General features: G+C 62.4%; 14 protein-coding genes. All 14 read left to right on the top strand.

Annotation, left to right across the window (positions count from 1 at the left end):
• Positions 1-10: 10 nt before the first annotated feature.
• The 14 genes from gcvT (at position 11) to MOD31_RS20885 (ending at position 13,096) form a co-directional block, all read left to right on the top strand.
• Positions 11-1,156, top strand: a complete 1,146-nt coding sequence (gcvT, locus tag MOD31_RS20820) for a glycine cleavage system aminomethyltransferase GcvT (RefSeq protein ID WP_250821575.1) — start codon at positions 11-13, stop codon at positions 1,154-1,156.
• Positions 1,157-1,240: 84 nt separating this feature from the next.
• Positions 1,241-1,624 (top strand): glycine cleavage system protein GcvH, encoded by a 384-nt coding sequence (gene gcvH / locus MOD31_RS20825; RefSeq protein WP_017197389.1) that lies wholly within the window; start codon positions 1,241-1,243, stop codon positions 1,622-1,624.
• Positions 1,621-2,943 carry a serine hydroxymethyltransferase gene (gene glyA, locus MOD31_RS20830; protein ID WP_308196392.1) on the top strand — a complete coding sequence of 441 codons (1,323 nt, stop codon included), beginning with the start codon at positions 1,621-1,623 and terminating at the stop codon, positions 2,941-2,943. The genes gcvH and glyA overlap by 4 nt, the downstream gene beginning before the upstream one ends.
• A 337-nt stretch (positions 2,944-3,280) precedes the next feature.
• Entirely contained in the window at positions 3,281-4,681 is a 1,401-nt protein-coding gene (locus MOD31_RS20835; RefSeq protein WP_250821576.1) for an L-serine ammonia-lyase, read from the top strand.
• A gap of 103 nt (positions 4,682-4,784) precedes the next feature.
• Positions 4,785-5,804, top strand: coding sequence for a lipoyl synthase (gene lipA / locus MOD31_RS20840; RefSeq protein WP_250821577.1), 1,020 nt, complete (start codon positions 4,785-4,787; stop codon positions 5,802-5,804).
• Positions 5,805-6,333: 529 nt separating this feature from the next.
• The gene (locus tag MOD31_RS20845) at positions 6,334-6,786 is read left to right on the top strand and encodes a hypothetical protein (RefSeq protein WP_250821578.1); all 453 of its coding nucleotides are present in this window, start codon (positions 6,334-6,336) and stop codon (positions 6,784-6,786) included.
• 86 nt (positions 6,787-6,872) lie between these two features.
• Positions 6,873-7,724 carry a hypothetical protein gene (locus tag MOD31_RS20850; protein WP_250821579.1) on the top strand — a complete coding sequence of 284 codons (852 nt, stop codon included), beginning with the start codon at positions 6,873-6,875 and terminating at the stop codon, positions 7,722-7,724.
• Position 7,725: 1 nt separating this feature from the next.
• On the top strand, positions 7,726-8,241 hold the full coding sequence (locus MOD31_RS20855; protein WP_142937473.1) for a hypothetical protein: 516 nt from the start codon (positions 7,726-7,728) through the stop codon (positions 8,239-8,241).
• Complete coding sequence (locus tag MOD31_RS20860; protein WP_250821580.1) at positions 8,238-9,476, top strand: Ig-like domain-containing protein; 1,239 nt, start codon at positions 8,238-8,240, stop codon at positions 9,474-9,476. The genes MOD31_RS20855 and MOD31_RS20860 overlap by 4 nt, the downstream gene beginning before the upstream one ends.
• Before the next feature lie 166 nt (positions 9,477-9,642).
• Positions 9,643-10,707, top strand: coding sequence for an FUSC family protein (locus MOD31_RS20865; RefSeq protein WP_223941218.1), 1,065 nt, complete (start codon positions 9,643-9,645; stop codon positions 10,705-10,707).
• A gap of 96 nt (positions 10,708-10,803) precedes the next feature.
• Entirely contained in the window at positions 10,804-11,301 is a 498-nt protein-coding gene (locus tag MOD31_RS20870) for a MarR family winged helix-turn-helix transcriptional regulator (RefSeq protein WP_223941217.1), read from the top strand.
• A 116-nt stretch (positions 11,302-11,417) separates the two neighbouring features.
• Positions 11,418-11,783, top strand: a complete 366-nt coding sequence (locus MOD31_RS20875) for a hypothetical protein (protein ID WP_223941216.1) — start codon at positions 11,418-11,420, stop codon at positions 11,781-11,783.
• Positions 11,780-12,760 (top strand): serine/threonine-protein kinase, encoded by a 981-nt coding sequence (locus MOD31_RS20880; protein WP_250821581.1) that lies wholly within the window; start codon positions 11,780-11,782, stop codon positions 12,758-12,760. Before MOD31_RS20875 ends, MOD31_RS20880 begins: the two co-directional genes overlap by 4 nt.
• Positions 12,761-12,835: 75 nt before the next feature.
• Positions 12,836-13,096: a GlsB/YeaQ/YmgE family stress response membrane protein gene (locus MOD31_RS20885; RefSeq protein ID WP_142937478.1), complete on the top strand. Its 261-nt coding sequence runs from the start codon at positions 12,836-12,838 to the stop codon at positions 13,094-13,096.
• The last annotated feature ends 12 nt before the right edge of the window (positions 13,097-13,108 follow it).

The raw sequence follows: 13,108 nt of genomic DNA on the forward strand, positions 1-13,108 counted from the left end.
GACTCCCCACATGTCTGAGAACTACACCGCTCTCTACGAGCAACACAAAAAGGCCGGCGCGTCCTTCACCGACTTCGGCGGCTGGCAGATGCCCCTCAAATACGAATCCGAGCTCGCCGAGCACCACGCAGTCCGCAAGTCGGCAGGCCTGTTCGACCTCTCCCACATGGGAGAAGTCTGGGTGTCCGGCCCCGACGCGGCTGCTTTCCTGGACTACGCGCTGGTGGGCAAGCTGTCCGCCATCGCGGTGGGCAAAGCCAAGTACTCACTGATCTGCAACGCCGACGGCGGCATCATCGACGACCTCATTACGTACCGCCGCCCCTCCGAAGAAGGCGTGGACAGGTACCTGGTGGTCCCCAACGCGGGCAACGCGGAGGTGGTTGCTTCGGAGCTGCTGGCGCGCGCAGCCGGCTTCGACGTCGTGGTGGACAACGCCTCAGCCCAGACCTCACTGATCGCCGTACAGGGTCCCAACGCCGAGGCCATCCTGCTGACCCTCGTCCCGGCCGAACAGCACGCCCTGGTCACTGAATTGAAGTACTACGCGGCCGCGGAGGTGGGCATTACTTTCGACGGCGGCACCCAGGACCTGCTTCTTGCCCGCACTGGCTACACCGGCGAGGACGGCTTCGAGATCTACGTCCCGAACGTCGATGCGCCTGGCCTCTGGGAAGCATTCCTCGAGGCAGGCGAAGGCCACGGACTTATCCCCGCCGGACTCGCAGCCCGTGACTCCCTGCGCCTGGAAGCAGGAATGCCCCTCTACGGCAACGAGCTCTCCCGCCACATCAACGCCTACGCCGCAGGCCTGGGCCCCGTCGTTTCCCTGGCCAAGGAAAGCGACTTTGTGGGCCGCGACGCGCTCACGGCTATCAAGGCCGCGGGCGTCGGATCCACCCTCGGCCAGAAGCTCGTGGGCCTCAAGGGCACCGGTCGTCGAGCTGCCCGCGGACACTACTCCGTCCTCAAGGACGGTTCCCTGATCGGCGAAGTCACCTCCGGCCAGCCAAGCCCCACGCTCGGCTACCCGATCGCGTTGGCGTATGTCGACGTCGAACATTCAAAACCCGGCACGATGGTGGACGTCGACCTCCGCGGCAAGGCAGAAGCCTTCGAGGTTGTTCAGCTGCCGTTCTACAAGCGCCAAAAATAGGAGTTTTTGTACACATAACGCCCCGATGAGGCCCTTTTGAGGGCATCAACTGTACAAAAACTCGAAGAGAGAGAAGGAATTGAAATGAGCAAGGTAGTTGCTGAATTGAAGTACTCGGCTGAGCACGAGTGGGTTGCCGTCGATGGGGACGGGCCGGTGGGGATCGGGATTTCCGCGGTTGCCGCTGATGCCTTGGGCGACATTGTGTATGTGGACCTGCCCGAGGTTGGTTCCACTGTGACCGCGGGGGAGACCTGCGGCGAGGTGGAATCCACCAAGTCCGTGTCCGATCTGTACTCGCCCGTGACGGGGGAGGTGACCGAGATCAACGACGCCGTTGTCAGCGATCCGGCGCTCATCAACAACGATCCCTACGGTGCAGGCTGGCTGTTCAAGGTGGCCGCAACGGAAGAAGGGCCGCTCATGTCGGCCGAAGAATACGCTGCAACGAACGGTGGAGAACTGTGAACCCGGTATCTGTAACTGACTACCAGCAGGTGGTGTCGGCGTCGTTGGACGCACAGCTCGCCGAGCTGGACCCCGAGATCGCTGCGAAGATCGACGACGAACTGGGTCGCCAGCGCGACGGCCTGGAAATGATCGCGTCCGAGAACCACACAGCCGTCGCTGTGATGCAGGCTCAGGGCTCGGTGTTGACCAATAAGTACGCCGAAGGTTACCCGGGCAAGCGTTACTACGGTGGCTGCGAGCACGTAGACGTGATCGAGCAGCTGGCCATCGACCGGATCAAGTCCTTGTTCGGGGCCGGGTACGCGAACGTGCAGCCGCACTCCGGAGCGCAGGCCAACGCCTCGGTGATGCACGCGCTGATCAAGCCCGGCGACACCATCATGGGGTTGAACCTCGCCCACGGCGGGCACCTGACGCACGGCATGCGCATCAACTTCTCCGGCAAGCTCTACAACGTGGTCCCGTACGGCGTTCGCGAGGATACGCACACCGTGGACATGGCCGAGGTTGAGCGCCTGGCGCAGGAACACAAACCGGCACTGATCGTTGCCGGCTGGTCCGCATACGCGCGGCAGCTGGACTTCGCTGAATTCCGCCGGATCGCTGATTCTGTGGGCGCTTACCTGATGGTGGATATGGCCCACTTCGCCGGGCTGGTGGCCGCCGGGCTGCACCCGTCCCCGGTCCCGCACGCGCACGTCACCACGTCCACCACGCACAAGACCCTCGCCGGTCCGCGCGGCGGCATCATCCTCTCCAACGACGCCGACATCGCCAAGAAGATCAACTCGGCCGTGTTCCCGGGCCAGCAGGGCGGACCACTTGAGCACGTCATCGCGGGCAAGGCTGTCGCGTTCAAGATTGCCGCTTCGGAGGAGTTCCGTGAGCGCCAGGAACGCGTCCTGGCCGGTTCCCGCATCCTCGCCGAGCGCCTGATCCAGGAAGATGTGGCAGCCAAGGGCATCTCCGTGGTGTCCGGTGGAACAGATGTGCACCTGGTCCTCGTGGACCTGCGCAACTGCGAACTCAACGGCCAACAAGCCGAAGACCGGCTTGCCGCGATCGATATCACCGTCAACCGCAACGCCGTCCCGTTCGACCCGCGCCCGCCCATGGTCACCTCCGGCCTCCGCATCGGCACCCCGGCGTTGGCTACGCGCGGATTCGGCGAAGCAGCCTTCCGGGAGGTCGCGGACATCATCGCCGAAGTGTTGATCGCCGACGCCGATGCCGACCTTTCCGGGTTGAGGCGCCGGGTTGATGTTCTTGCGAAGGCGCACCCGCTGTACCCGGGTGTCGCTAACCTCTCGCAGTAGCCCGGCGGGTTCGCCCCTCGGGTTCGCCTGTTGGATTCGCTCGGGTTGCCAGGTCCACAGGGGCCGACGTTCCACTCACCAGTGTTGGGGCCGGGCGCGCTTGTCCGTTTGCTTGGGAGATTATTCCTGGCCGATTCGGGGGTTCCCTGCGCAGTATGCCGTGCGAACGGCATGTTGGGCAGCGAACCCCCGGAATGGCGAGGCGCGGTGCCGAGGGGCGGCGTCGGAGGGGGCAGTCGGGCTCGTGGTTGGTGGTTGGTGTTTGGGGTTTGAGGGTCCGCTCCGTTTGTTGGGGGCGGGGCGGGTTCTATTCGTTGTACGTCGTTAGGAAATGACCATGGCCGTTGGGGTCTTTGATCTGTTTACTGTGGGTATTGGCCCGTCGAGTTCTCATACTGTGGGGCCGATGCGGGCTGGGGCGGTGTTTGCCCGGGAGCTCCGTGAGTCCGGGGTGCTCGAATCCGTTGCAGGCTTGCGGGTTGATCTCTACGGCTCCTTGGCCGCCACGGGCAAGGGACACGGGACGTTCACAGCTGTCTTGCTTGGACTTGAGGGCTTCGACCCCGAAAAGATCCTGCCCGCTGAGGTAGAGGAGCGGCTGGCATCCATTGCTGACACGGGCAAGCTCAATCTGGCCGGCGGGATCCTCCTCGACTACACCCTGGAGGATATGGTTCTTCATCCGTTGACGGTGTTGCCGCGGCATACGAATGGGATGAAGTTTCAGGTCTGTGATGCTGAGGGGAACGTTCTCAGGGAGGCGACGTTCTTTTCGGTGGGTGGTGGGTTCATTGTTCGGGAGGGTGAGGAAGACGCGGCTCTGGAGGATCTTGAGGAGTCGAAGAAGGAGTTGCCGTTGCCGTTTAGGACGGCGGCGGAGTTGATGGGCCGGTGTTCGTCCAAGGGGTTGGGCATTAGCGACATCATGTTCATCAATGAGCGTGCCAGCAGGTCTGAGGAGGAGATCCGTGAGGGTCTTCTGCATATCTGGGCCGTGATGGAGGCCTGTGTTGAAACGTCGTTGAAGCGTGAGGGTGTGTTGCCCGGGGGTTTGAAGGTTCGTCGTCGTTCTCCTGATTGGTTGGAGCGGCTCCTGAAGGAGGACAAGGACCGGAATGATCCGAAGTATTGGCAGGAGTGGGTGAATTTGATCGCGTTGGCGGTCAATGAGGAGAACGCTTCCGGTGGCCGGGTGGTGACGGCGCCGACTAATGGTGCGGCGGGCATTATTCCGGCGGTGTTGTATTACGCGTTGAACTACGCCCCGGGCATGGACAAAGCTACCCAGCAGGACCGGGATGATGTGGTGGTGAAGTTCCTGCTGGCTGCCGGTGCTGTGGGTGTGTTGTATAAGGAGCAGGCGTCCATTTCGGGTGCTGAGGTGGGGTGTCAGGGTGAGGTGGGGTCGGCGTCGTCCATGGCTGCTGCCGGGTTGGCTGAAGTGATGGGCGGTACGCCGGGTCAGGTGGAGAACGCGGCGGAGATCGCCATGGAGCATAATTTGGGGCTGACGTGTGATCCGATCGGGGGGTTGGTGCAGATTCCGTGTATTGAGCGGAACGCGATCGCGGCGGCGAAGGCCATCAACGCGGCGAAGATGGCGTTGTGGGGGGATGGGACGCATCGGGTGTCGTTGGACGAGGTGATCGTGACCATGCGGGAGACGGGCAAGGACATGTCCCATAAGTATAAGGAAACCGCGATGGGCGGCCTGGCCGTCAACGTCGTCGAATGCTAAGTGGCACACCACCATGCATTGCGAGGCCCGCTCTGCGCCCTAAAACGCACGCTGAACGTGCAGAGCAGGCCTCACACCTTGGAAATCAACACAAAGGAACGTCATGACACTCGCACCTGAAGGCCGTAAGTTGCTGCGCGTTGAGCAGCGGAACTCGGCGGTCCCGGTTGAACGTAAGCCTGAGTGGATCAAGGCCAAGGTCCAGATGGGGCCGGAGTTTGTCCAGCTCAAGAACCTGGTGAAGAAGGAAGGCCTGCACACGGTGTGTGAGGAGGCCGGCTGCCCGAACATTTTTGAGTGCTGGGAAGACAAGGAAGCGACGTTCCTGATCGGCGGGTCCGAGTGCACCCGGCGTTGTGATTTCTGCCAGATCGATACGGGTAAACCGTCCCCGGTGGACATGTTCGAACCCACCAAGGTGGCCCGCAGTGTCCAAGCGATGCAGTTGCGCTACGCCACGGTGACCGGGGTAGCCCGTGATGACCTGGCCGATGAAGGTGTGTGGCTGTACGCCGAAACGGTCCGGAAGATCCATGAGCTGAACCCGGGTACGGGGGTGGAGTTGCTGATCCCTGATTTCTCCGGCAAGCCCGAGCACATCGCGGCGATCTGTGATTCCAAGCCCGAGGTGTTCGCCCATAACGTGGAGACCGTGCCGAGGATTTTCAAGCGCATCCGTCCGGCGTTCCGGTACGAGAGGTCCCTGGACGTGATCACCCAGGGCCGGGATTTGGGCATGGTGACCAAGTCCAACCTGATCCTGGGCATGGGCGAGACCCACGAGGAAATCTCCGAAGCCCTGCGTGACCTGCACCAGGCCGGCTGTGACCTGATCACGATCACCCAGTACCTGCGCCCGTCCGAGCGTCACTTGCCGGTGGACCGGTGGGTCAAGCCGCAGGAGTTCGTGGACCTCCAGCACGAGGCCGAAGAAATCGGGTTCCTCGGCGTCATGTCCGGACCCTTGGTGCGGTCCTCGTACCGGGCCGGGCGCCTCTGGGCAACCGCGATGCGGAAGAAAGGCCGGGACATCCCCGACGAGCTCGCCCACATCGCCGAGGGCATCCAGGACTCCGGCACCACTCGCCAGGAAGCCTCCACCATCCTCGCCGCACACGGCTAAACACCCGCACAAGCATTTCGCTGGCCACCACGTTGCTGGCCATCACAACAGCAGAAGTACGACGGCGGTCGGTTGCCTCTCAGGGGCGACCGGCCGCCGTCGGGCGTGAGTCCTAGACACTAGTAAAACTGTCCGTCAAGGAGCCGACACAATCGAACACCAGCGCAGTTTTTGCTCAAGACGAGCACAATATTCGCGCACTCGCGCCACGGTTCGGGCGTTGGCGGCGGCGACGGCTGTGTCCATATTTTGGACACAGCCCGGGGAAGGTGAGTACTCGACGCACCGCCGAAGCTGGGTATACCTGCGGGGGGCCAAGTAGTGAGGCGGAAAAACTAAGTACCGGCATCGCACAGGTGGGTATCTTTCGACTCCCTGTTCGAATGAAAAGAGAGGTACCCGGAAACCTAGCCACGGCACTTGCGCTGACTGAACCATTGGGGACATCGCTTCATCCGACAACAACGATCGGATGCTTGGGGGTTGCGACGCGGCTCCCCGGGACGTAGATCAACCAAGGAGTCTTATCATGCGCAAGCTTTCCAAGAAGAGCCGGGTCACCGCAGCCGTCGCAGGTGTGGCATTGGTAGCAGTGGGTGGCGGAGCCGCCTACGCCTACTGGACCACCACCGGTTCAGGCAACGGCACGGCAACCAACTCGGCCGGCGGCGGAACGGTCACCCTTCACGCTAACTTCGCAGGAGGACTCGCGCCGGGCAACCAGGTTGATGTTGCCTACACGGCCGACAATTCGACCACTTCCAGCACCGTGGTGGGCGCCCTCACCGCCAGCGTGACCACAAACGTGGCTGGCTGTCTTCCGGAGTGGTTCCAGGTCACGGCCGTCACCAGCAACAGCCCGGTCGCGGCCAACACCACAGGAACATCCGTGGGCGCCGGCGTCCTGAAATTCAAGGACGAAACGGTGAACCAGGACGCCTGCAAGTCCGCGGTGGTAACGATCACCGTCGGCAGCGTCTAAGGTCGCGCGCCGGGGACCACTTTGCCAGTGGTCCCCGGCCTACGCATTTCTGCCCGCAGCACCGAACACGTCCGAAAAGAGCTTCCATGGACCACCGGCCAACGCGAACAACGCCGTTCCACCGAACACGAGTGCCACTCCGCGCGCTGATACTTGCGCTCGTAGTTGCTTTCGTCCCGGTGGCGGCCCTCGCGGCAAGCAGCGGGCAGGGGACCTCGCAAGGGAACCAGGCGAAGGACAGCAAGGGAATGACCGTGACGCTGTCACCCTCCAGCCGCACCGTGGACCAGGGGCAGTCCGTCACGTTCACGGTGGCTGCGACATCCACCGGGGGCTTCGCCGGCCCGGTGACCTTCGCGGTCGCGGGACTGCCGGCAGGAGCGACTGCCAGCCAGTCGCCGTCGTTGGTCAACCTCACGTCCGGTAGCACCGCACAGGTGACGCTGACCGTTGCCACGGCAACCACGACGCCGGCCACGAAGACCGACTTCACCATCAAGGCCAGCAGCGGGACAACCATGTCCAACACGGCACCGGGACAGCTGCAGGTTTTGGAGGTCAAACGGAACTTCGGAGTTTCCGGTTCCGTCGTCGGGCTCCTGGCCCCGGGGGTCTCCCGCGGAGTGGACCTGCAGATCAACAACACCAACAACAAGAGCATCGCGGTGACGAACTTGAGCGTGCAGATCAGCCAAGTGGTCAGGACGCCCGCCGCTGTGGCCGCTAACCTACCGTGCACGGCCGCGGACTACCACATCGCCCAATACACAGGGTCATACCCACTCACCGTTGAGCCGGGCACCAGTTCACTTTCACGCTTGAACGTGCCGCCAGGGAAGTGGCCGCAGCTCAAAATGCTGGACACCGCCCAGCTTCAGGATGGTTGCAAAGGCGCGACCCTCAAGCTCACGTACTCCGGCACGGGACAGGCGAACTGACATGACTGCGACAGCCCGAACTCCGCGCACTCCAAACACAGGACGCCTGGCACGAACAGCCGCTGCCACCGTGGCCCTCTGCATCCTGGGCGGCGCAGGGACCGCGTACGCCTACTGGGCTACCAGCGGAACTGGCAGTGGATCAGCAACGAATGGCACCATGCAGACCGTCACGGTGGACGCGCTCATTCCGGGCGATACCCTGCAAACCAGCCTTGCACCCGGTGGGACCGCCGACGTCATCTTGCGAGCCACAAACCCCAATTCCCACGCGGTGACCATTTATGGCATCGCGGGCAATGGTGCCGTCACCGCCGACGCAGCCCACCCAGGTTGTGCCACCACAGGCGTCACCTTCACGCCGCCTCCCATTCCTTTGTCACCGCCGATAACTATTCAGGCAAACAGCTCCATCCCGCTCACGCTTCAGGGGGCGGCAAGCATGAGCGCTGCTTCGCCGTCTGCCTGCCAGGGCGCCCAGTTCACTGTTCCCGTCACCATGGAGGTGCGGAAGTGAGTCGGCATCGTCAGACCACCAACATCGGCACCTTTGGCCGGTGGCATCGCATTGCCTTAATCGTGGTGGGAATCCTCTTCGTCTCCTGGGGAGGGCCCGCTGCCGTTGCTTTCTGGGGTTCGGTCAGTGCCGGCTCCGGAGTGGCAAAAGCTGATGCCCTTAGCCAAGGCGCGAGGCCAACTACTACCGTTTCCGGCACCAGCGTGACGGTCGCCTGGACCGCTAGTACGACGGCGGCAGGACGGTCCGTAACCGGCTACAGCATCTCCCGCTACAGTACGGCGACCGGCGGGACGAAGGTTCCGGCAACGGGCAGCTGCAGCGCAACCGTTGCAGCATTGAGCTGCGTTGAAGTTGGCGTCCCGGCCGGGACCTGGTACTACGCGGTGACTCCCCTGCTGTCCCTCTGGCAAGGAGCCGAAAGCCTTCGCAGCAACGCAACCACTCCGGTTACGGACACCACTGCGCCGGACGCGCCCAGTGTGAACGCACCCGCCGCCCTTAACGGGACAACTGCTGCGGAAGTTCTGGTCAAGGGCGCAGCCGAACCGAACTCGACGATCACCCTGACCATCTCCGGCGCAGGAGCGCAGCCCAAAATCCAACAAATAGGCACCGACAGCTCTGGCAAGTGGACGGCTGCAGTGGTTGATCTCCGTGGCTTCGGTGACGGAACCATCACCTATTCTGCGAGGGCAACGGACGCAGCAGGAAACGTCAGCCTCGCAGGGTCTGCGACCTCATCAAAGGACGCAACAGCGCCCAAGGTTACGGGCGTCAGACTGAACAACGGTGGGAGCAGGGATGGGAAGATCGACCCGGGCGATACCGTGACGCTGACGTACTCCGAGGTTCTTAAAGTCAGTACAGTCAACACCGCATGGACTGATTCGCCGGGTGGATCACCTACCCAAAATGTGACGGTCAGTATCAACTCAGGCAACGTGCTCACGGTCAGCGCCGGCAGCTCGCCGACACTTACGGTGGGCAGCGTGGATCTGGGAGCCATCTACGGGCCGTCACCAGGAGTCCTGACGTACTCCGGGTCAACCCTGGGTTGGGATGCCACGGCAAAAACACTCACCATCACCTTGGGTGCAACTGTTTCGGGCACCCCAAGCAACGCAAATCGAAGCGCGCTAGCGGCGACGTACACGCCCGCATCTGGAATCACGGACTTGGCCGGCAACCTACTGGCGACAACCCCGTTGGCTGGAGCAGCGTCAAACTTCTAGTCCCAGGGTCCCGGCCATGTTTCAAAGATAGTGCCCCTCGTACACGTGATGAGGGGCACTATCTGCGCCCAATACCCGGGTAGCCCTAAATGCCGGGCGTAACCTTGAAGCGGACGCCAGCGCCGCCGTCGTACGTTTGATCCTGCGACGAAAGGCGAGCCGCCCCTTGAAGGCTGTAGCGGAAATGTTCACGATGGGTCCTGGAAACAAGGACCACCATCCCGCACTCCGCTGCGCTGTAGGTGTGTTTGTTCCGTTGATTACGTTGACGCTGCTGGGGCGGCTGGATCTGGCCGTGTTTGCTTCGTTCGGGGCGTTCACCGGTATTTACGGCAGGAACGAACCTCACAGCGTGCGCTTCCGCAGTCAGTTGCGCGCCGGCGGCTTCATGCTTCTCATTATTCTTCTGGCCACGATGGTTGCCCGCCTGGCGCAAGCAGGGGGCATGGATGGTGCAGCATACTCCTGGCTACTCACGGCAGCGACCACACTGGTTGCCGGCGCCTGCTCCGTGGTGGTTGCAGCGTGGCGGCTCCGGCCCGGTGGCTCCTTGTTTCACATCTTCGCCTTCGCTGCCATTGCCTCGATCACGGCTCAGCCTCCCCTCTGGGAAGCCATGCTGGTGGCGGTGGCCACTACCGTGTTGTGCCTGCTGATCGGTATGTCATCGCGGATCCTCAAGAGCCACCGGACTCCGTGGAAGCGGCCCCCGCCCATTCGTCACACTGCGGCCGAAAAGCGTGCCATCTGGCTTGAGGGTGCCGGCTACTTGGTGGCCGCAGGGCTGGCGGGAACCATCGCTACGTTGGTGGGGGAACGGCTGGGGTTCGGGCATACGTACTGGGCCATGGTGGCAGCTGTTGTTCCGTTGGTGGGTCACTCCACACGGCACAGGGTGAGCCGTGGCATTCAAAGGATCGCAGGAACGGTGATTGGGCTGGTCTTGCTCGCTGGCATTCTCTGGCTGAATCCCGCGCCGTGGGCCATGGTTTTGGTCATTGCAGCGTGCCAGTTCGGGGCGGAGATGTTCATTGCACGCCAGTATCTGGTGGCCCAGGTCTTCGTGACGCCGTTGGCGTTGATTGCTACTCTGCTGGCCGCGCCGGTGGATCCTGCTTTGCTGCTGCGGGACCGCATCATCGAGACCGTCATTGGCGCCGCCGTCGGTGTTGCCGTGGTAGTGGCGCCGGCTGTTTGGCGGCGTTTACGGGCGGCAAATTCGGGCGCTTAGCCTCAGGAAAAAAGGATGCGGTCAGCGCCGCCCGGGCAAATCACTTAGTATCAATTGCTTAGACAATCTAGATACATGTCTACCAAAGGACCGGTGATGAGCGACAAAAGTGAACGTCAGGGCTATTGGTACGGGCTGGAAAGCCGCAAGCGGATGGGTGCTGTTGACGTGTTGAATGCACTGAGGGACTATCGCACGGCCGAGGCTGACATGCGTCGTCGAACCCAGGCGGCCATGGGCATGGGTGAGACGGACCTCATGGCATTGAGGTATCTGCTGGAGGCCGAGCGCGCTGGAAGGGACGTGGGCCCCAAGGAGCTGACGGTGCGTTTGGGGATGACGTCTGCCTCCATGACGTCCCTGGTGGACCGCTTGGTCCGTTCCGGCTACGTCACCCGTGAGCCGCATCCAACTGATCGGCGCGCCCTTATTCTCAAGCCCACACCCGGGTCCGATCAGGAAGTTCGTAGCACCCTGGGTGACATGCATGCCCGGATGATGGAGGTCGCCGAGACCCTGGATCCCGAGGAATCGGCAGTAGTGGTGGACTTCCTGCGGCGAATGCGCGGAGCCATAGACAGCGTGGCCAAATAATCCGGACTGGACATTAAGTAGTAAGTACACATATAACTAGATAGCCAAGCTACTTACTAGGGAATGTGTGGGAGAGAACGATGACAGTCGCGCTGCGTGAACCAAGTTCTAAACCAGTGGCTGAAAACACCGTGGATACCGTCACGGAACAGACAATTCCCAGTGGACCCGTGCACTGCGGTTCGCATATGGCAATCTCCGCCGGACCATCCTACGACTCCATGCAGTGGGTCGCAGTGGAGCCGATCTGGCCAGAATGGGCCTGCGGGTGCGGCTTCCGCATGGACATCGACGCTTTGGACCCCGTGAGTGGCGTCTGGATCGCGGCTCTCCGCCGCCAGAGCCTGCAGCATGAACTGGCAATTGCGCAGAACACGCTGGAGCTGGCGTTCAAAAAAGCGGTCGACGCCGGTGTCGACCCTCGCGCTCTGGCCGAGGTGACCGGAGTCCCGGTCACCGAAGTCGACCTCCTCCTCAAGTGACGCTCCTTGAACGGGCGGCCGTCCGCGCTGATCGCGGGGCCGTCTGTACCGAACGCGCCGCTAAGAGGGAAACATCAACCACGGCAGTCGCAACAGCAACGTCCACGAGCATCGTCGCCGGGACTCCCGCCGCAATCGCCGTAGCCTCAAGTGACAGCCAACCGGACGTGGTCCTTGGAGGCCGCTACCGGCTCGGCACCCAACTGGGCGGAGGCTCGGAGGCTTACGTCAATGAGGCCTGGGACCTGGCTACCGGCAAAGCGGTTGCGGTCAAGATTTTCAGGTCCACGGATTCAGCGGATAACGCCCCTTTCCGGCGAGAGCTGGAAATCCACGGACGGCTGCGGCACAAAAACATTGTCAGGGTCTTGGACTCGGGAGACTCCCGCGACGCAGGAATCCACCATCAGGAAAGCCGCAGTTACGTGGTGCTGGAGCTGGTGGGCGGCAAGGATTTGCGCGGGATCATGCACCATAACCCGGCTTCCCCTGAACAAACGGCTGCCTGGATGACGGACATTGCCCGTGCCTTGGCCCACGTTCATCGCAGGGGAATCGTCCACAATGACATCAAACCCGGCAATATCCTGGTGGACTTCGCTTCCGACCCGCAAGGGCCGGGAATTGCGAAACTGACCGACTTCGGAATCGCGCTCAACGGACGCCACGCGGCGCCCAACTCTTCTTCGGGCACACCTCACTACCTCAGCCCCGAGGAGGTGTGCGGCGAAGCATCCACCACCGCCAGCGACATCTACTCACTGGGTTTGGTTGCGCTCGAATGCCTGACCGGGACCAAAGCGTTCCCAGGCACACCCTTGGAGTCCATGGTGGCAAGGACTCTTGGGGAACCCCGAATTCCCGGCACGGTGCGGCGGCGCTGGTCCATGGTGCTTCACGCCATGACTGATCCCCGCCCTGCCAGCAGGCCGTCTGCCAGCCAAACCGTCGGCATGCTCCGACGCCTCAGCTGGTAGCCAAACAATCAGGCAGATAGCGGCACACGTCCCCGTGCCGAACTGGGGCCTCCTTCAGGAAAGAGAGAATGAAAAATGGGAATCATTGGTTGGATCGTCTTGGGTTTGATTGCCGGCGCCATCGCAAAGGCCATCATGCCCGGTAAGCAGGGCGGCGGCTGGATCACCACCATCCTCCTTGGCGTCGTTGGCGCCGTGCTGGGTGGTTGGATCGGCAGCGCACTCTTCAAGGTGGGCATCAACGAGTTCTGGTCGCTTTCCACGTGGCTGCTGGCAATCGGTGGCGCACTGCTGGTCCTCATCATCTGGGGACTGTTCACGCGCAAGAAGGCGTAACTGCCCAAGCCC

The organism is Paenarthrobacter sp. TYUT067 (assembly GCF_023656375.1).
Taxonomy (GTDB): domain Bacteria; phylum Actinomycetota; class Actinomycetes; order Actinomycetales; family Micrococcaceae; genus Arthrobacter.